This is a genomic window from Neorhizobium lilium (assembly GCF_004053875.1).
Classification (GTDB): domain Bacteria; phylum Pseudomonadota; class Alphaproteobacteria; order Rhizobiales; family Rhizobiaceae; genus Neorhizobium; species Neorhizobium lilii.
In genome coordinates this window covers 177745-196313 of sequence record NZ_SBIP01000004.1, presented here as the reverse complement: position 1 = coordinate 196313, position 18569 = coordinate 177745, and the positions used below count along the sequence as shown (strand labels likewise).

Below are 18569 nucleotides of genomic sequence, written 5' to 3'. Positions count from 1 at the left end.
GGTCAGCCTTCCACCGGCAGCGGGGTTGGCTTGCCGTCTTCGTCCAGAGCCACCATGATGAAGATGCCGGCCGTGACCTTTTCCAGAATGCGGTGGCGACCGCGATGGGCCCAGGCTTCCACCTGAAGGGTGATGGACGTGCGGCCGACCCGGGTGATCTCGGTATAGACGTTGAGCGTGTCGCCGATCTTCACCGGCAGTTCGAAGGCCATCTCCTTGACGGCCGCCGTCACCACCCGGCCATGGGCACGTTCGCCCGCGCGAATGCCGCTTGCCAAATCCATTTGCGACATCACCCAGCCGCCAAAGATATCGCCTGCCGGATTGGCGTCGGTCGGCATGGCAAGTGTGCGAAGGGTCAGTTCCCCAGTGGGTTTGGCGGTATCGGTCATCAGTCTTCCTGTTCCTGGATGTTGCCCTCCATCGGTAACCTAAAGGCGGACTTTGGAAAATCCCACCTCGTTCTTTTGCGAAAGATAGACATTTGCGACAAGAGGTTGCGCAATTCCTGCGCGAAAAGACCATGAAACCGCCCAGATCGCTCAAGGCTTCGTTTACCAGTCTGCGCCAAAATAGACGCTTGTGTCATTTCGGCATCAGAAGACTGGCAACTGGTATGGCGTATGCTCTTTCTTCTCGGCGGGCCGTGGCTTTGCTGATGATCACGACAATGCTGGCGGCCTGTTCTTCTGCAGACCTTGTGCCGCCGGCATCGATCGACAGCGGCACGCGTGTCGGCGCGATCCGGCCAAGCCGCGGCTTGCCGCCTCAGCCCGCATACCAGGATGGGCAGGCGCCCACGAGCCAGGCGCCCATGAGCCAAGGGGATGCGTCAGGCTATGGCTATCCCCAGCCGTCGGCGGGTGTCGGCGACGCCTATACGGGTGACACCGGGAACTATCTGCGGGCTCCCGATCAGAGCGTGCCCGTCGCTCCTCAAGCCCCGCGAAGTATGGCGGCAGCGCCTGCTGGCCGCTTGCCCATGATCGATAGCGACGAGGCGATGCGTCAGACGCCGCGCCGCGCCGCGCCCGCATCGCCGTCCAGCCGCCTGACGAGCATTCCCGAGCAGGGTGTGAATATAGACGGGGAGCTCGGCTTCTCCCCGGACGAAAGCGACGTGACGGGACTGGCCGAGGAGGAAGCCGACAACATGGCCGAAGGCGTCGGCAGCCAGCCGGTCGTAGATGGGATTGGCACGGACAATCCTCGCGCCATCAATCCCCGCCGCCAGCCCGTTTCGGACGACCGCATCATCGTGCCGCCCAAGCGTCAGCCGGCCGGCCTTCAGGGCGACATGTCGAGCGGCAGCTCGGTCTGGAACAATGGCGTCGCCATGGCTCCGGCAGGCAGAGCGCCAGTCGCCGGTACCCAGCAGGTGGCCATGCTGCGGCCGAACAATCCCATGAGCGACGATGGCCCGATAAGCGAACCCAACCAGTCGTTCATGCCAAGCGTCATGCCGCAATCGGAAGCGAGCTGCCGCGCCGAGCTGCGGCGCCTGGGAGTCGAGTTCCAGGAGCGTCCGCGCATCTCCAGCGGCCCGAGCTGCGGCATTGATTACCCGGTCAAGCTCTCGGGCCTCTCCGGCAATATCGACGTGAAGCCGGCGGTGACGCTGAACTGCCAGACGACGCTTGCCTTCGCCAGATGGGTGAAGGGAGAGCTTGCGCCGTCCGCCCGCTACCGCTACCTGACCGGCGTCCAGACGATCGTGCCCTTGGGCGGCTATTCCTGCCGTCGCATGAACAACAGCCGTCAGCGGTATAACCCCATCTCGGAGCACGCCAAAGGCAACGCGATCGACATCGGCGCGATTGTTCTGAAGAACGGCCATGAGATCGATGTGCGCAAGAAGGGGCTCTTCTCCTTCCGCGAAGGCGGGCTGCTGAAATCGGTTCGCACCGACAGCTGCAAGTATTTCAGCACCGTGCTGGGACCAGGCAGCAATGCCGAGCACTGGAATCACTTCCATTTCGACCTGCGCTCCCGCAAGGGCAGCCGCCGCTACTGCGACTGACGAACAAGCACCACTGCCCAATAAAAAATGCCGGCCAGAGGCCGGCATGGGTGGAGAAAGGTCCAATGCGGACCTGCTCCTAAAGGTTTTGTGTCGAAGTAACGACCAAACATAGTCGGCAAGCTGAAACAGCTAGATCAAACAATAAACGATCCCGGTTCCTGTGAGGAGGTCAGCGGCGCGAGGCAGAACCGGTGCTTGCCTGCTGCAATTTATGGCCGATCAAGGTCACGGGAACATGACAGGCCGACATGAATTCGGACCGGCTGCGGATTGGGCCGGAAATCGGAACGCAATATTCTTCCATCGGGGGATGGCTCGGGGAATAGTCTCGCCTATATCTGGCGCGGCTTGCGCAAATCGGTCCTACAGAAGAAGATTATCATGACACCCATCATTTCGGTTCAAGGTCTCACGAAGACCTATGGCAATGGCTTCGAGGCGCTGAAGGGCGTCGATCTCGACATCAAGGAGGGCGAGATCCTGGCCCTGCTCGGTCCGAACGGCGCCGGCAAGACCACGCTGATCTCCATCATCTGCGGCATCGTCAATCCGAGCGGCGGCAAGGTTCTGGTCGATGGCCATGACGTAGTGAAGGATTTCCGCAGGACGAGAGCACTGATTGGGTTGGTGCCGCAGGAACTGACCACCGACCAGTTCGAGACGGTCTGGAATACGGTCAGCTTCTCGCGCGGGGTCTATGGCTACAAGCCGGACCCGGCGCTGATCGAGCGGGTGCTCAAGGAGCTGTCGCTGTGGAGCAAGAAGGACAATATGATCCGCGAGCTTTCCGGCGGCATGAAGCGGCGCGTGCTGATCGCCAAGGCCCTGTCGCATGAGCCACGCGTTTTGTTTCTCGATGAACCGACCGCTGGCGTCGACGTCAATCTGCGCCGCGAGATGTGGCAGGTGGTGGAGAAGCTGCGGGAAAGCGGCGTCACCATCATTCTGACCACGCATTATATCGAGGAGGCGGAAGAGATCGCCGACCGCGTCGGCGTCATCAATGGCGGCGAGCTTCTGCTTCTGGAAGACAAGAAGACGCTAATGAAGAAGCTCGGACGCAAGCAGCTGCGGCTCGAACTTGCTGAACCGATGACGAGCCTGCCGGAAAGCCTGGCTGGCTACAATCTTGCGCTATCGGAGGACGGCTCGGCGCTGCTGCATGAATATCACGGCGACGAAGCGCAAGGGACGGTGCCGTCGCTGCTGAACAGGCTTGCCCAGGAGAACATTCACTTCAAGGACCTGTCGACACGGCAAAGCACGCTCGAGGACATATTCGTGGCGCTGGTGGGAGAAAAGGCATGAACTTCGAAGCCGTAAAATCGATCTACACCTTCGAGATGGCGCGTATGCGCCGCACGCTCCTGCAGAGCGTCATCTCGCCGGTCATCACCACCTCGCTCTATTTCATCGTCTTCGGCACGGCGATCGGCTCGCGCATTCAGACGGTGGAGGGTGTGTCCTACGGCGCGTTCATCACGCCAGGCCTGATCATGCTGACGCTTCTGACCCAGTGCATCGGCAATGGCTCGATCGGCATCTATTTCCCGAAATTCACCGGCACAATCTACGAGATCCTGTCGGCACCCGTGGCGATGACGGAAATCCTGCTGGGCTATGTGGGAGCGGCGGCGAGCAAGGGTCTGATCATCGGGCTGATCATTCTGGCGACTGCGTCCTTCTTCGTGGACATCAGGATCGCGCACCCATTCATGATGGTCGTCTTCCTGGTGCTGACGGCGGTCACCTTCAGCCTGTTCGGCTTCATCATCGGCGTCTGGGCGCGCAATTTCGAGCAGCTGAACGTCGTGCCCATGCTCATCGTGCCGCCGCTGACCTTCCTGGGTGGAAGCTTCTACTCGATCAATATGCTGCCGCCCTTCTGGCAGACGGTCAGCCACTTCAATCCGGTGCTTTATCTCGTCAGCGGTTTCCGTTGGAGCTTCTACGAGATCGCCGACGTCAACCCGGGGATCAGCCTGGCCATGATCGGCTTCTTCCTGCTGCTATGCCTTTCGGTGCTCGGCTGGATGTTCAAGACCGGCTACCGGCTGCGCAGCTAGAGCCCTGAAGCGCTCTAATGCGCAACCGGTAGGGGCAAAACCGGTTCAGCCCTGGCTGAGCTGCATCTGCCTGCCGCCGCGGGCGACCATGACCGAGGCGCCGAGAGCGGCCGCGACGCCGAGGAAGGACACCACGCCCATCGGCCCCTGCAGGTCGATTAGCACGCCGCCCAGCACCGCACCGCTCGAGATCGCGATCTGGAACGTGGTGAGCAACAACGCACCGGCGCTTTCCGCCTCATCGGGTGCGGCACGGGTGACGTAGCTCTGGATGCTGACCGGGAAGGCGCCGAAGGCGAAGCCCCATAGCGTAACCGCAACGGCGGATGCCATTTCGGATGTTCCGAGCAAGGCGAGAATGACGGCGGCAGCCGCGATCCCGCCGGAGGCGAACACGGTGCCGAGCGTGGCACTGCGGCTGGTGATGATACCGCCGACGATATTGCCGAAGAAGCCGCCGACGCCATAGGCGAGCAGGACCAGCGAGACCATATCGATGCCCAGATGCGGAATGCCTTCAAGATAAGGCCGGATATAGGTGAAGCCGGCAAAATGACCGGCGACGGTCAGCAGCGTGGCGAAGAGGGCGATGCGGATCTTCGGCCGCTGCAGGACGGCCAGCATGGTGCCGAGGCCCGCATGACCGGCCGGCGGCAGCGACGGTACGGTGAACGCCTGCGCGATGAGCGCCACGACCCCGACCGTGCCCGAAAGCACGAAGGCGGCGCGCCAGCCGAAGGTGGCGCCGATATAGGCGCCGAGCGGCGCCGCCATGACCGTCGCCACCGAGACGCCGGTGAAGATCATCGCCATGGCGCGGGGCAGTTGCTCCATCGGCACGAGCCGCATGGCGAGTGCGCCCGCCATGGCCCAGAAGCCGCCAAGCCCGATGCCGAGCAGCACGCGCGACAGAAGCAGGAGCGGAAGGCCATTGGCGAGTGCCGCAAGCGCGCTGGCGACGATGAGCAGGGCGGTCAGGCCGTAAAGCGTCCACCGCCGGTTGAGGCTGCGCGTGCCGATGACGATCGCAGGTCCGGCAATGGCGGCAACCACAGCCGTCACAGTCACGGTCTGCCCGGCCGTGCCGGAGCTGATGCCGAGGTCGGCGGAAATCGGTGTCAGCAGGCTCGCCGGCAGGAATTCGGCTGTGACCAGTCCGAATACGCCAAGCGTCAGCGAGACGATGGCATCCCAGCGGGCCCGGGCTTGCGAACCGGCATTTGCCGCAGGGTCGCCATCGCTGGCGTCATCGAAAGATCGGTTTGTCATTGTCATGTCCTGTATTCGAAGATGGAGCAGTGTTTTGCCTTGGGAGGGCGTACTCTGGTTCTATGGATGACAGCCTGTCTTTTCCATGCTAGGAAATCCGATATGCTTGATCATTCGTCCAAAATCTCTTCCGATAGTTTTGGTGATCCGCTCACCGAAATGCTCCGCGGTCTTCGCCTGGACGGCGTGGATTATGGCCGTTGCCGCTTGGCCGACCCTTGGGCGACCTTCTTTCCCGCGCAGGAAGCGGCGCGATTTCACTTCATATCCTCCGGTTCCGCCTGGTTGAAAACGCCGTCGGGCGAATGGCTGCAGTTGAATGCCGGCGATGCGGCACTTCTGCCGCGCGGCGATTCGCATGTGTTCGCCAGCGCCCCGGATGCCGATCCGATACCCTTTGAACAATACGGCCGCACGGAAGTGTGCCAGGGCGTGTTCGATGTTCAGTGCGCGCAGGTTCGTGGCGGCACGCTGGCGTTCACGGCGTCCATGCGCTTTAATATCGACAAGCTGCATCCGCTCTTGCAACTCATGCCGGAGACCATGCTGACCAGCGATCTCGCCCGCAACGAGCCTGCCATCCCGCATCTGCTGGAGGCCATGGGCCGCGAAGTGGACATGGACCGCGTGGGCGCGGGCGGCATACTGGCGCGGCTGGCGGATGTGCTGATGGCGACCATGATCCGCGCCTGGGTGGAGCATGGCTGCGGACAGACCGCAGGCTGGATCGCCGCCGTGCGCAGCCCCGATGTCGGGCGCGTTCTGGCAGCCGTCCATCTGGAGCCCGACCGGGACTGGACGGTGGGCGAACTGGCAAGGTTGATGGGCGCATCGCGATCCGGCTTTGCGGAACGTTTCGCGCGCGTCGTCGGCGAAACTCCGGCACGCTATGTGGCGAAGGTGCGCATGCACCAGGCGCGGCTATGGCTGAAGGACGGCATGCGTGTCGCTTCCGTCGCCGAGCGGCTGGGCTATGATGCGGAAGCCTCGTTCAGCCGCGCCTTCAAGCGGGTCATCGGCGCGCCTCCGAGCGAGTTCAGGAAAAGGGTCGGGGCAGGTGAACCGCGGCACATGGAAACCCTAGGGTGAGGACTTAATCATCTTGTTGAAATGGTGTGAGGCGATCCGGATGAGATACGAGGCGAAAAACGCAGGCGATGCTTGACGCATCGGCGAGGCTTTTCAACGACGTAGATCGCCGGAGCGCCCACATCCGAAGGACGCGCGAACGGCTGCGATCTGCTTTGTCGAAGCGCTTGAATGGGTCTGGAACCCATGCGTGCGCGCTTCTTCTCGCATATCATTGCCGTCCACTGCGCCATTTCAACAACATGATTGAGTCCTCACCCTAACCGAGATCAGTCCCGCAGCCTGAGCTCGTCGGTGCGCATCTGCAGATAGTCCAGCGTCGACAGGAAGGTCATGCCGAGCAGGCTCTCGTCGAGCTTTCCCTCTTCGGTCACCATGGCGCGCACGTCCCGGCGGATGATCGGGCCGATCGATATCTCGTCGAGCCGAACCGGAGCTGCCATGGCCGCGCCGTTCGCCGTCATCACGCTGATCGTATAGTTGAGCATTTTCGGGTCGATGCCGATGGCGCGGGCGTCTTCATAGGAGAGAACGACGCTGCTTGCGCCCGTATCCACCAGCATCGGCAGCACGGTGCCCTGTACGGTGACATTGGTCTGGAAGTGGCCGCTGTGCGCCTTGTGGATGATCACTTCATTGCTGCCGTCGCTGGTCGTCACGACGACGGCGGTGCCCGGAAAGAGCCCCGCGGTCATGCGTGCGCCGAAGCTGCGGGCGTCGTCGCGATAGAGATAGGCTGCGACAAGGCCAAGCACGATCACCAGCCAGATCGCCAACTGCCGCACGACCTGACCCAAAGCTCCCCGGCCGCCCTGAAGTATGCCGGCCGACAACAGCGCTGCGATCGGCACGAGGTAGACCAGCCGGCCGAAATCGTCATTGTCTAGGCCGAGCGTGCGGCCGCTATCATGGTTGAAGATCAACAGAGCCAGGCCGGCGCCGAGGCACAGGAAGACGAGCGTGAGCGCCTTCATGTGTAGGACCAATCGGCAATCAGGTTTCGGGCGTGGCGCGAGCGGATTTTGTTTCTGAACAGGAGGGAAGGCTGCAGTGGAGCCTCTCCTCCACAAGGCCTTTCCGACGGTGAGGTCTGGTTTATCGGGCTTGCCCGACAAAAGGTCCAGTGGACCTTTTGCCAGCCAAACGCCCGAAGGCCCAGAGGTAAAATCCGCCGCGTCCCGCAGGGATATGGTGAAAATCGCCCATTTCCACGTCGCGAACCCTCGATGGATATAGGATCCACCTTCGGCTTCGCTCCTCGAAATGAATGATTTCCCCTCATACCACGCTCCAAACCCTGATTGTCGATTGGCCCTAGCCGCGCTCCCTGGCCATCTGCCGTCGGCGCGTTTCCCGTCGCGGTTTGCGCTCCACCGTTTCCATGCGCGCCGGCAGGGCTGCCATCACCGCCCGTCTTTCCTCATCGGAATAGTCGAGCCAGCCCGCGATTTCGCCGCCGGTGCGGCCGCATCCGAAGCAGTAGCCGGTCTTTGTATCGATGGAGCAGACGAGGATGCAGGGCGAGATCATAGGGATGAATATCGTGGTGTCACAGGAGCAGTGCAAGGGCGATGAGCATGGCGATCTCGCTGAGTTGCTGGGTCGCGCCGATCGTATCGCCGGTATGGCCGCCGAGCCTTTCGCCGACATAGCGGGTGAAGCCGAAGGCAACGAGGCCGGCAAAGACGAGCGACAATGCGCCTCGCGGCAGACCCGCAACGGGGATGAGAAGCAGAAGCGCCGAAGCAACCCCGATGCCGAGCGCGATGTTTCGGGCTTTCTCCTCCGGTTGGCCGGCATTGGCCGCAACGCCGCCTTCGCGAACCGGCGGCAGTGACCGCCAATGGGCCACCATGAACGCGCGGCTGATAGCGGCAGCGGCGAGCAGAGCGAGAGATGCAAGCGCCGGATCATATTGGGCAAGCGCTGACAGCGCCGATGCCCGAAGGCCGAAGGACAGGATCAGCACGATCACCCCGTAGGAGCCGACGCGGCTATCCTTCATGATGGAAAGAGAGTGCTCCCGGTCGCGCCCTCCGCCAAGCCCGTCGGCGGCATCCGCCAGCCCGTCTTCATGCAGTGCCCCGGTAAGCAGGCTCTGCAGGCCGAGTGCGACGATTGCAGGCAGCAGCGGATCATGAGAGCGCGATAGCAGGAAAAGCACGAGCGCCGGGACGACCGCGATCACCAGCCCGGCGACCGGAAACGCCTGCACGGCGCGCGAAACCGTTCCGTCGTGGCCGCTGAAAAACCGGTCCGGCACGGGCAAACGGCTGAGGAAGCCAACCGAACGGGCGAGGTCGGCGATGAATTGGGTCGCGTTTGGCAGTTGTCCCTCCCGTCGTCCCCGACTATGAGATGGCGCAGACAAGCGCGATTTGCCGGGAAACACAAGCGCCGGCTTCAAGATCGAGAGAAACTGCATGAGCGTGAGCGGCCTGCCTTTTGACGATTTCCGTAGCCTGCTGCAAAACCTTCCGGGTCCCGACAGCCGTGCCCTGGTGGCGGCGCGCGAGCGCGATGCGCAGTTGACCAAACCGCCCGGCGCCTTGGGACGCCTGGAGGAGATCGCCTTCTGGCTTGCCGCCTGGTCCGGGCGCCCGCCCGCCGTCACCCGGCCGCTGGTTGCCATCTTTGCCGGCAATCACGGCGTCACGCGTCACGGCATCACCCCGTTTCCATCGTCCGTAACGCAGCAGATGGTCGAGAACTTTGCGGCCGGCGGTGCCGCCATCAACCAGATCTGCGTGACTCATGATCTTGGCCTCAAGATTTTCGATCTCGCACTGGATTATCCGACCGGCGACATCGCAACGGACGCAGCCCTTTCCGAGCGCGACTGCGCCGCCACCATGGCGTTCGGCATGGAAGCGATTGCCGGCGGCACGGACCTGCTCTGCATCGGCGAAATGGGGATCGGCAACACCACAATCGCAGCCGCCATCAACCTTGCGCTCTACGGCGGCGAGGCCGAGGACTGGGTCGGTCCCGGCACCGGCTCGCATGGCGAACTTCTGGCGCGCAAGGTGGCGGTGGTGAAGCAGGCGGTGGAATTCCACCGCGACCATCTGCATGATCCGCTGGAGATCCTGCGCCGTCTCGGCGGCCGCGAGATCGCCGCGATTTGCGGCGCCATCCTGGCGGCGCGGATGGAGAAGATCCCTGTGTTGCTCGACGGCTATGTGGTGACGGCGGCTGCCTCCATTCTCAAGGCCGCCAATCCGACGGCGCTCGATCACTGCCTGATCGGGCATGTGTCGGGTGAGCCAGGACATATGAGAGCCATCGAAATGCTTGGGAAGACGCCGCTTCTGGCGCTCGGCATGCGGCTTGGAGAGGGAACCGGTGCGGCACTCGCTGCCGGCATCGTCAAGGCGGCGGCCGCCTGCCATTCCGGCATGGCGACCTTCGAACAGGCCGGCGTCAGCAACAAGAGCCATTAGTCGATGGACAAGGCGCCGCTCGACAATAATCTCCAGAAGGCGAGCGGCATCCGTCGGATTGTCGCCGCGGCGCGTTATTCCGCTCAAGGGTCGATACGGCTGTGGCGGGAGGAGGCGTTTCGGCATGAGGTGATCGCCTTCATCGCCGGGATTATCCTGTTTACCGCCATCGGCGCGCAGACTGCCGATTACCTCGTCTTCCTGGTTCTCATGCTTGTGCTGTTTGCTGTAGAGGCGCTCAATACGGCGATCGAGGAACTGGTCGACCGCATCTCGCCGGAAATCTCAACCGTCGGCCGCTATGCCAAGGATCTCGGTTCATTCGCGGTTTTCTGCCTGCTCGGCGCCAACGGGATGTTTGCCATTTACGTGGTGGCGCGGACAGTTTGGGGCTGAGCTACCTCAAATAACTTTTCTCGATGTGTGACGAAATCGCAGAATAACGACCTCGGCCCCGACGACCTGATAATGTACGACGTAGGGATACGGTTTCATGAAGAAGTGCCTTGTGCCTTTGTAACTGTTGCTGGTGCCGGCAAAGGGATGTTCCTGCAAAAATATCAGTATGCCGTTAAGTCGCTCCGCTACACTACGTGCACCTTCAGGAGAACGCTCACCGATATAGGAGATTGCACGCTTCACTTCGCGAAGGGCTCGTGGCGTATATCTCAGCTTCACAGGCCGTACTTTGCCCACATGGCGCGGACTTCTTCATCCGTGGCAAATTCACCGCGCTCGGCTTCAGCAAGCGCCTCATCGAGATCGGCCTCTTCTTCCGGCGTGAGCTGATAGATCTCACCCTCACCCTCGCCCATGAACCTCAGCAGAATCCCCGCGATCTCGTCCTGCATTTCGGCAGGAAGGTCCTTGGCGGCTTCGATAGCAATGTCGAGGAGCTTTGTCATGGCCACATTATGCCCTGAAAACCAGGCGCAGAAAAGGCCCTCGTCGGCCTCAGGCAAAGCTGCGGCGGCGTCGTTCGATAGCGGTAGCCTCGGCCACCGCCGGAACGCTTTGCAGCACACGCGTGGAGGGGAGGATGGCAATGGCTTCCGTGCCCTCGCGCAGTTTCGAGCGCAGGATGAACTGTCCGTCATGCTTGGCGAGAATGGCCTGAACGATGGGCAGGCCGAGGCCCGTGCCCTGTTCCGCGCTCTTGATGGCAATCGAGCCCTGACCGAAGGCGGAGAGGACGACAGGGATTTCGTCTTCGGGAATGCCGGGACCATCGTCCTTGATCGCGACATACTGGCCGCCGCCCGCCGTCCATCCGACCTTGACGGTGATCTCGCCGCCCTGCGGGGTGAACTTCACCGCGTTCGACAGCAGGTTGAGCATCACCTGGCGCATGGATTTCTCATCCGCCCAGACGGGCGGCAACTGTGTTTCGAACTGCGACTGGATGGTGATGTTCTTGCCGCGCGCTCGAAGCTGCACCATGCCGATGCAATCTTCCGCCACTTCCAGAAGCGATAGCGATTCCTCGCTGAGGTCGTAGCGGCCAGCCTCGATGCGGGAGAGATCGAGGATCTCGTTGATGAGGTTGAGGAGGTGCTGCCCGGAGCGATGGATATCGCCGGAATATTCGCGGTAGGTGGGGTTGGCGAGGGGACCCAGAACCTCCGAACTCATCACTTCGGAAAAGCCGAGGATCGCGTTGAGCGGCGTCCTCAACTCATGCGACATCGAGGCGAGGAAGCGTGATTTGGCGAGGTTCGCCTCTTCCGCCCTCCGGCGTGCCTCGTCCGACATGGATTTTGCGACCTCGAGCTCGGCGATGAGATCGTCCTTTTCCGACTGGTAGGACATCAGCGTCAGATTGGTGCGATAAAGCCGGTCGGCGATATAGTGAAAGAAAACAAGCGCGGTGGCCGACATGGCGGTGAGGCCGATATCGAGGACGTGCCGGGAGAGGATTGCCGTTAGGAGCAGCGCACCGATCGTCGGCAGGAAGCCGAATAGCAGGCCCTGCCGCAGCATGAAGCTGCCCATGGCCGTGATCGAGACGCCAAACAGCAGAACAGCGCCCTTGTAGAAGTAGAAACTGTCGCCGGTGCAGGTAGGGCAGTTCTGGAGCGCAAACAGCGCCCAGCCGCAGCCGGTCAGAACCTGCGCGGCAAGAAACCGCCACCGCCATTTGCCGATGCCGGCAGCAGAAATATCCTGTCGTGATGCCCGCCGCGCCAGGAACACGTTGACGGCGTGCAGGCAGAGCATGATGAGCGCCCAGCCGAACAGATGCGCATCCGGGTTGACGTAAATGCCGACGACCGTGACCAGCGCAACCATGAGCGGCATGATGGCCGCGCCTTGAAGAATGGTGTTGATGTGCATGCCCAGCATGTCGCGGTCGAAGACATGGCTGCCATTGGCGCTGGACTGCAGACGTTCACGGGTGGCGCGGACCGCCTTCGACACAGCCTTGTTGCGATGGCCGCGCGATCGATCAACTATGTTCTTGTCGGTCGAGGTACTGACGCCGCTACTCATGGCTTGCAAACTGATAACCTGTGAAGCTTGTGAGACTAGTTTCCAAACCTTAAGAAGATCCTGCCGGGAAAGGTTTTGTTTTCCATTCTTGTGAAGTTTCCGTTTTCAACTGGGGCGGGATTGTGACCCGAACAATGCCGATCCTCCGCGACCTCCTGCTAGCCACGGCCCTGCTCGGAGTGCTGCTGCTGATTGCAGCGAGGCTCGACACTGGGAAGGAGACCGACATGAGAGGTCCCTTCCATGTGATTGACGGCGACACGCTGAGCGCTGGCGGGGAGAGGTTGCGCCTGCTCGGCATCGACGCGCCTGAGCTTCACCAGATCTGCAAGGATGCCGAAGGCCGGGACTGGCGCTGCGGTTCTGCTGCAAGGATGGGGCTGATCCGGCTTGTTGAAGCCGGCGACGTCGAATGCCGGGGCAGGGCGCGCGACCGCTACCACCGGCTGCTGGTCGAGTGTCGGCGCGGGGCAGACAGCATCAACGGCCGGATGGTGCGAGAGGGACTGGCGGTGGCGTCCGGTGGTTATGAACATGAAGAGGCCGAGGCCCAGCAGGCCAGGCAAGGGTTGTGGGCTGGCGAGTTCGAGCGGCCGCGCCAGTGGCGTGACGAACACGCAAGAACGAAAGAAGCGGATCCGCTTGAGGGATTTTGGGATTGGCTGAAGGAAAAGCTGGGCAGGACCGCGATATGAACAGCGCGAGTGTTACGGTTTCCGGTGTGGACGCGCTGCGGGCGGCGATCGCCACCTGCCGCATCTGTCGCGACGGGCCTTACTTGGCGGGGCAGGGTCCGCTGCCCCACGAGCCGCGGCCCGTCGTGGTGATCTCGGAAACGGCGCGGATCCTGATTGCCGGCCAGGCGCCGGGGCTGCGGGTCCATGAGAGTGGACTGCCCTTCGACGACGCGTCCGGAAACCGGCTGCGCGACTGGCTGGGCGTCGGCCGCGACACCTTCTACGACCCGGATCGCTTTGCCATCGTGCCGATGGGGTTCTGCTTCCCGGGATATGACGAAAACGGCAGCGATCTGCCGCCGCGGCGGGAATGTGCGCCGCACTGGCGGGAAGTCGTAATGAACGTCATGCCGCAGATCGAGCTGGTCCTGGCGGTCGGTCAATATGCTCAAGGCTGGCATCTCGGTGCGCGAGCGAGGAAAAGTATGACGGAAACGGTGGCCAACTGGCGGGAATACTATTTTGCGAATCAGGGACCGCGCATCCTGCCGCTTCCGCATCCGAGCTGGCGAAATTCCGGCTGGTTGAAGAAAAATCCGTGGTTCGAGGCAGAGCTTCTGCCTGTTCTGCGACAGGATGTGGATAGATATATCCGTTGAAACAGATTTCGCTTTATGACCGCCAAATCAGTGTATAACGAAAAATCATTTCGAAAGGGCTCATAATGGACCGGCTTGACCGCAAGATTCTGCGTATTCTCCAGGAGGACTCCACCCTCGCCGTCGCGGATCTCGCGAAAAAAGTCGGCCTGTCGACCACGCCATGCTGGCGGCGCATCCAGAAGATGGAAGAGGATGGCGTGATCCGCCGCCGGGTCGCACTTCTCGATCCGGGCAAGGTCAACACCAAGGTCACCGTCTTCGTCTCGATCCGCACGGCCAGCCACTCGATCGAATGGCTGAAGCGCTTTTCGGAAGTGGTGGTGGAGTTTCCCGAAGTGGTGGAATTCTACCGCATGAGCGGCGATGTCGATTACCTGCTGCGGGTTGTGGTGCCCGATATCGGCGCCTATGACGCGTTCTACAAGCGGCTGATCGCCAAGATCGAGATCCGCGACGTCTCCTCGGTCTTTGCCATGGAGCAGATCAAGTACACGACGCAGTTGCCGCTCGACTACATGATGATCGACAACCAGAAGTCCGGCGAGGACTGATCTCCAAGAGAGGCAGGAGCGCCCGGCTCCTGCCTCTCACCCGGCCTACTTCCTGTCGAGGCGGGCCAGCAGCGAGGATGTGTCCCAGCGCTTGCCGCCCATCTGCTGAACGTCGCCGTAGAACTGATCCACCAGTGCCGTCACCGGAAGCGCCGCACCATTGCGGCGGGCTTCCGTCAGCACGATGTCGAGATCCTTACGCATCCAATCGACCGCGAATCCGAAATCGTACTTGCCGGCATTCATCGTCTTGTAGCGGTTCTCCATCTGCCATGAACCGGCAGCGCCCTTGGAGATGACTTCGATGACCTTCTCGATATCGAGCCCGGCCTGCTTGCCGAAATGGATGGCTTCCGCCAGTCCCTGAACGACGCCGGCGATGCAGATCTGGTTCATCATCTTGGTCAGCTGACCCGAGCCTGCCGGCCCCATCAGACCGACCATGCGCGCATAGGCTTCGATCACCGGCCTGGCCTTGTCGAAGGTCGCCTCGTCGCCGCCGCACATGACGGTCAGCACGCCGTTTTCGGCACCGGCCTGGCCACCCGACACGGGTGCATCCACGAATCCGATGTTCTTCTGCCTGGCAGCCGCCTCCAGTTCGCGGGCGACTTCGGCACTCGCGGTCGTGTTGTCGATCACGATAGCGCCGGGCTTCATGCCTGCCAGCACGCCCGTCTCGCTCAATGTCACTGAGCGAAGATCCTCGTCATTGCCGACGCAGGTGAAGACGAATTCCGCATCCTTTGCAGCCTCGGCCGGCGTGTCCGCCTTCTGGCCGCCGAACTTCTCGACCCAGTCCGACGCCTTGGCGGAGGTGCGGTTATAGACGGTGACGTCGTGGCCGCCCTTCAGCTTCAGATGTCCCGCCATCGGAAACCCCATTACGCCCAGACCGATGAATGCCACTTTCGCCATGCCGACCTCCAGAATTCAGATGAGCAAAGAAGTAGAACAAAGCAGACATTTGCGAAAGGCGCCGAAATCGAAAATCGGTTGCTCTTGGCGGGCAGTTTGAACGTGCTCAGAGGAATATGTTTCCAATATCGAGTTCAGCGAATGAATTTGCTCCCGATGCTGCCGAGATTGAAACAGGGCAATATCGACTCGCCCCGTAGACTATGGAAGCATTCCGTCATGCGGTGATCGGCTGGAATTCTAGCTGGTGCCGCGACCTTAGGAGAGGGTGACGGACATGGCGACGCGCAGACAGACACTGGGGTTGATCGGGGCAGCTGCGACCGCTGCGTTTCTGCCGGGCACGGGCACGGGCAAGGCCAGGGCGGCATCGGGTGAGTTGCGTATCGGCTGGCAGAAGAATGGCGTGCTGGCGCTCGCGAAGAGCCAGGGCTCGCTGGAGAAACGTTTTGCCGATCGCGGCATCAAGGTCAGCTGGTCTGAATTCACCTCCGGTCCGCCGCTTCTCGAAGCGCTTGGCGCAGGCGCTCTCGACTTCGGCCCGACCGGCGATGTTCCGCCGCTGTTTGCCCAGGCCGCGCGCGGCAACCTGCTCTATGTCGGCACCTATCGCGGCAGTTCTGCGGGTTCCGCCATCCTAGTCCACAAGGATTCGCCCATCAAGGAGATCGCTGATCTCAAGGGCAAGAAATTGGCCTTCAAGCGCGGCTCCAGCGCCCATAACGTGGCGGTCAAGATCCTGCGCAAGGGCGGCCTCAAGCCCGAGGATGTCACGCAGATCGATCTCGCCCCGCCGGATGCCGCGGCCGCTTTCAAGAACGGCTCGATCGATGCCTGGTCGATCTGGGATCCCTATACCGCGATTGCCGAGAACGATCCCCAGACACGCGTCCTCATCACCGCCGATGGCATCGTGCCGGCCTGGAGTTACTTCCTCGCCAATGGCGACTTCACGGCCAAGAATGGCGATGTGATCGTCGAGATCATCGACGAACTGAAGAAGGTCGGCACCGCGGCGCAGGCAAATCTCGGCCAGACAGCCAAGGACATCTCCTCGATCACGGGCGTGCCGGAAGAGATCACGCGCAAGACGCTGGCCCGCAACAATGCGGATCTAGGGGCCGTATCGACCTTGCCGGATGAGGCGGTCGCCTACCAGCAGGCGCTGGCCGACGAATTCTATGACCTGAAGATCATCCCGAAGAAGCTCACCATCGCTGACATCGTCTGGCGTCCCAAACAGAGCTGAGCGCCCGCCGTCATCAGGTTACGCCAAGGAATTACCTTCATGTCCAGCACATCCAATCCCATCGACTTCCTGTGGTTCATTCCGACGGCCGGCGATGGCAGCTATCTCGGTGGCACGGAATTGAACCGCGCGCCGGATCATCGCTATCTGCGCGAGATCGCCCAGGCCGTGGATCGTCTCGGCTATTCCGGCGTCCTGTTGCCGACCGGGGTGTCCTGCGAGGAATCCTTCGTGACGGCCGCCGCCATCGCACCCTTTACCGAAAAGCTGAAATTCCTCGTCGCGATCCGCCCCGGCACGGCGTCCCCCGCCTATTATGCGCGGCTGGACGCCGCCCTCGACCGAGTGTCGAACGGCCGCCTGCTTCTCAATATCGTGGTCGGCGGCAGCCCGGGCGAACTTGCCGGCGACGGAATCTTCCTGGAGCATGACGAACGCTATGCCCATGCCGAAGAGTTCTTCCAGGTATGGGAGGATCTGGTCACGACAGGCCACGCCGATCTGGACGGCAAACACATCCAGGCCAAGAATGCCCGGCTCGGTTTCCCGACCGTGCAGCAACCGCGGCCGCCTCTCTATTTCGGCGGATCGTCGGATGCCGGTATCGATTTCTTCGCTGGACGGGCCGACAAATACCTGACCTGGGGCGAGCCGCCGGAGCAGGTGGAACAGAAGATCAAGGCTGTGCGCGCCGCAGCCGAGCGCAAGGGCAGGGAGGTCAGCTTCGGCATCCGCCTGCATTTCATCGTGCGCGAAACCGACGAGGAAGCCTGGGAAGCGGCCGATCGCCTGATCTCGAAGCTTGACGACGAAACCATTGCAAAGGCACAGGCCAATTTCGCCAATAACTCAGACTCCGTCGGACAGAAGCGCATGGCCGCTCTGCATGGCGGACGGCGCGATAAGCTGGAAGTGGCACCCAATCTTTGGGCCGGCATCGGCTTGGTTCGCTCTGGTGCCGGAACGGCGCTTGTGGGCTCGCCCAAGACGGTTGCGGCACGGCTGCGGGAATATCAGGAGCTCGGCATCGAGACGGTGATCGGCTCGGGCTATCCGCATCTGGAAGAGGCATATCGCGTGGCCGAGCTTCTCTTCCCGGAACTGGGCATCGCCCGCGAAGAGCAGCGCACCAGCTTCGCCAGCGAGTTCGGCGGCGCCCGCGTCTTTGCCGGCGGAGGGCATGAAAGGCCGCGGGCCGTTTCGGCGTCCTGACCGGCCGAAGCCGGATGAGTGCATCAAGCCGCCCGACTGACCCGAGCTGGAGGACAGCCATGACGACCTTCGAAACTTTCGCCGATACCGGCCGCAAGGCTGTCTCCTCCCGGCGGCACAAGGCTGTCTCCTCCCGGCGGCAGTTGCGGCTGCCATCACTCTCTCGGGATGTGCTACTGCCCTATCTGCTGCCGGCGGTTCTTGTGCTGGTCTGGCAGACAGGCTCGTCTATCGGCTGGATCTCGGACCGGATCATGCCGTCTCCTGCGGCTGTGCTCGCTGCCTTCTGGGAGGCCGCGTCCTCGGGCGCGCTTGCAAACGACATCGCCGTCAGCGGCGCCCGCGCTTTGGCAGGCCTGATCGTCGGCGGCTCGATCGGCTTCCTGCTAGGCCTTGCCAATGGCGTGTCCAAGCTCTCGGAGCAGTTGACAGACACGACACTGCAGATGCTGCGCACCATTCCGCATCTGGCGCTGATTCCGCTCGTCATTCTCTGGTTCGGGATCGGCGAGGAAGCTAAGCTCTTCCTGACCTCGCTAGGCGTCCTCTTTCCCATCTATCTCAACACCTATCACGGCGTCAGGAATGTCGATCGCGACCTGCTCGAAATGGGCCGCATCTACGGCATGAGCGGCTGGTCGCTGTTCCGCAAGGTCATCTTTCCGGGAGCCTTGCCATCCATTTTCGTCGGCCTGCGCTACGGTCTCGGCATCATGTGGCTGACGTTAATCGTGTCGGAATCGATTGCCGCGTCGTCGGGCATCGGCCACATGGCCAACAATGCCCGCGAATTCATGATGACCGATGTCGTGGTGCTGGCGTTGCTGATCTATGCGGCGCTCGGCAAGCTCGCCGACGTCGTTGCGCGGGCTTTGGAGCGCCGGGCGCTGGCCTGGAACCCGGTTTACCAGAAGTAGGGC

21 protein-coding genes are annotated in these 18569 nt (G+C 62.0%); 12 read left to right on the top strand and 9 right to left on the bottom strand.

What is annotated here, in order from left to right:
- Window positions 1-2: 2 nt before the first annotated feature.
- Window positions 3-392, bottom strand: a complete 390-nt coding sequence (locus EPK99_RS17810; protein WP_128444441.1) for an acyl-CoA thioesterase — start codon at window positions 390-392, stop codon at window positions 3-5.
- Window positions 393-616: 224 nt separating this feature from the next.
- Between EPK99_RS17810 and EPK99_RS17805 the strand changes: the two genes are divergently transcribed.
- The 3 genes from EPK99_RS17805 to EPK99_RS17795 all read left to right on the top strand — a co-directional run bounded on the left by EPK99_RS17805 (window position 617) and on the right by EPK99_RS17795 (window position 4089).
- Window positions 617-2020, top strand: a complete 1404-nt coding sequence (locus EPK99_RS17805; protein ID WP_128444440.1) for an extensin family protein — start codon at window positions 617-619, stop codon at window positions 2018-2020.
- A 384-nt stretch (window positions 2021-2404) separates the two neighbouring features.
- Window positions 2405-3331, top strand: a complete 927-nt coding sequence (locus tag EPK99_RS17800) for an ABC transporter ATP-binding protein (protein WP_128444439.1) — start codon at window positions 2405-2407, stop codon at window positions 3329-3331.
- On the top strand, window positions 3328-4089 hold the full coding sequence (locus EPK99_RS17795; protein WP_128444438.1) for an ABC transporter permease: 762 nt from the start codon (window positions 3328-3330) through the stop codon (window positions 4087-4089). The genes EPK99_RS17800 and EPK99_RS17795 overlap by 4 nt, the downstream gene beginning before the upstream one ends.
- 45 nt (window positions 4090-4134) lie before the next feature.
- Here EPK99_RS17795 and EPK99_RS17790 read toward each other — a convergent pair whose 3' ends face one another.
- Window positions 4135-5358 (bottom strand): MFS transporter, encoded by a 1224-nt coding sequence (locus EPK99_RS17790; protein ID WP_128444437.1) that lies wholly within the window; start codon window positions 5356-5358, stop codon window positions 4135-4137.
- A gap of 102 nt (window positions 5359-5460) precedes the next feature.
- Between EPK99_RS17790 and EPK99_RS17785 the strand changes: the two genes are divergently transcribed.
- On the top strand, window positions 5461-6447 hold the full coding sequence (locus tag EPK99_RS17785; RefSeq protein ID WP_128444436.1) for an AraC family transcriptional regulator: 987 nt from the start codon (window positions 5461-5463) through the stop codon (window positions 6445-6447).
- 269 nt (window positions 6448-6716) lie between these two features.
- On the opposite strand, the gene EPK99_RS17780 is transcribed toward EPK99_RS17785, so the two are convergent.
- From EPK99_RS17780 to EPK99_RS17770, 3 genes are all read right to left on the bottom strand, one after another.
- Window positions 6717-7421, bottom strand: coding sequence for a retropepsin-like aspartic protease family protein (locus EPK99_RS17780; protein WP_128444435.1), 705 nt, complete (start codon window positions 7419-7421; stop codon window positions 6717-6719).
- A gap of 340 nt (window positions 7422-7761) precedes the next feature.
- Window positions 7762-7977 carry a DUF1289 domain-containing protein gene (locus tag EPK99_RS17775; protein ID WP_128444434.1) on the bottom strand — a complete coding sequence of 72 codons (216 nt, stop codon included), beginning with the start codon at window positions 7975-7977 and terminating at the stop codon, window positions 7762-7764.
- A gap of 19 nt (window positions 7978-7996) precedes the next feature.
- Complete coding sequence (locus EPK99_RS17770; RefSeq protein ID WP_245582505.1) at window positions 7997-8776, bottom strand: adenosylcobinamide-GDP ribazoletransferase; 780 nt, start codon at window positions 8774-8776, stop codon at window positions 7997-7999.
- A gap of 94 nt (window positions 8777-8870) precedes the next feature.
- Between EPK99_RS17770 and cobT the strand changes: the two genes are divergently transcribed.
- Together cobT and EPK99_RS17760 are read left to right on the top strand one after the other, a co-directional pair.
- Complete coding sequence (cobT, locus tag EPK99_RS17765; protein WP_128444432.1) at window positions 8871-9890, top strand: nicotinate-nucleotide--dimethylbenzimidazole phosphoribosyltransferase; 1020 nt, start codon at window positions 8871-8873, stop codon at window positions 9888-9890.
- A 3-nt stretch (window positions 9891-9893) separates the two neighbouring features.
- Entirely contained in the window at window positions 9894-10286 is a 393-nt protein-coding gene (locus EPK99_RS17760) for a diacylglycerol kinase (RefSeq protein WP_128444431.1), read from the top strand.
- A 6-nt stretch (window positions 10287-10292) separates the two neighbouring features.
- Here the strand turns inward: EPK99_RS17760 and EPK99_RS26100 are convergent, their stop codons facing one another.
- Genes EPK99_RS26100 through EPK99_RS17745 form a run of 3 tightly spaced genes read right to left on the bottom strand, consistent with a single transcriptional unit; the run spans window position 10293 to window position 12380 of the window.
- Window positions 10293-10568 carry a type II toxin-antitoxin system RelE/ParE family toxin gene (locus tag EPK99_RS26100; protein WP_205909109.1) on the bottom strand — a complete coding sequence of 92 codons (276 nt, stop codon included), beginning with the start codon at window positions 10566-10568 and terminating at the stop codon, window positions 10293-10295.
- Complete coding sequence (locus EPK99_RS17750) at window positions 10565-10795, bottom strand: hypothetical protein (protein ID WP_128444429.1); 231 nt, start codon at window positions 10793-10795, stop codon at window positions 10565-10567. Before EPK99_RS17750 ends, EPK99_RS26100 begins: the two co-directional genes overlap by 4 nt.
- Before the next feature lie 49 nt (window positions 10796-10844).
- Complete coding sequence (locus EPK99_RS17745; RefSeq protein WP_128444428.1) at window positions 10845-12380, bottom strand: sensor histidine kinase; 1536 nt, start codon at window positions 12378-12380, stop codon at window positions 10845-10847.
- A 122-nt stretch (window positions 12381-12502) separates the two neighbouring features.
- On the opposite strand from EPK99_RS17745, the gene EPK99_RS17740 reads away from it, so the two are divergent.
- From EPK99_RS17740 to EPK99_RS17730, 3 genes are all read left to right on the top strand, one after another.
- Entirely contained in the window at window positions 12503-13075 is a 573-nt protein-coding gene (locus EPK99_RS17740; RefSeq protein WP_128444427.1) for a thermonuclease family protein, read from the top strand.
- On the top strand, window positions 13072-13716 hold the full coding sequence (locus EPK99_RS17735; RefSeq protein ID WP_128444426.1) for a uracil-DNA glycosylase family protein: 645 nt from the start codon (window positions 13072-13074) through the stop codon (window positions 13714-13716). Before EPK99_RS17740 ends, EPK99_RS17735 begins: the two co-directional genes overlap by 4 nt.
- Window positions 13717-13781: 65 nt before the next feature.
- Window positions 13782-14270: an Lrp/AsnC family transcriptional regulator gene (locus tag EPK99_RS17730; protein WP_128444425.1), complete on the top strand. Its 489-nt coding sequence runs from the start codon at window positions 13782-13784 to the stop codon at window positions 14268-14270.
- Window positions 14271-14315: 45 nt separating this feature from the next.
- Here the strand turns inward: EPK99_RS17730 and EPK99_RS17725 are convergent, their stop codons facing one another.
- Window positions 14316-15188, bottom strand: a complete 873-nt coding sequence (locus EPK99_RS17725; RefSeq protein ID WP_128444424.1) for an NAD(P)-dependent oxidoreductase — start codon at window positions 15186-15188, stop codon at window positions 14316-14318.
- A gap of 277 nt (window positions 15189-15465) precedes the next feature.
- Between EPK99_RS17725 and EPK99_RS17720 the strand changes: the two genes are divergently transcribed.
- Genes EPK99_RS17720 through ssuC form a run of 3 tightly spaced genes read left to right on the top strand, consistent with a single transcriptional unit; the run spans window position 15466 to window position 18566 of the window.
- The gene (locus tag EPK99_RS17720) at window positions 15466-16437 is read left to right on the top strand and encodes an aliphatic sulfonate ABC transporter substrate-binding protein (protein WP_128444423.1); all 972 of its coding nucleotides are present in this window, start codon (window positions 15466-15468) and stop codon (window positions 16435-16437) included.
- Window positions 16438-16476: 39 nt separating this feature from the next.
- The gene (gene ssuD / locus EPK99_RS17715; RefSeq protein WP_128444422.1) at window positions 16477-17649 is read left to right on the top strand and encodes an FMNH2-dependent alkanesulfonate monooxygenase; all 1173 of its coding nucleotides are present in this window, start codon (window positions 16477-16479) and stop codon (window positions 17647-17649) included.
- Between the two features lie 59 nt (window positions 17650-17708).
- Window positions 17709-18566, top strand: a complete 858-nt coding sequence (gene ssuC / locus EPK99_RS17710; protein ID WP_128444421.1) for an aliphatic sulfonate ABC transporter permease SsuC — start codon at window positions 17709-17711, stop codon at window positions 18564-18566.
- The last annotated feature ends 3 nt before the right edge of the window (window positions 18567-18569 follow it).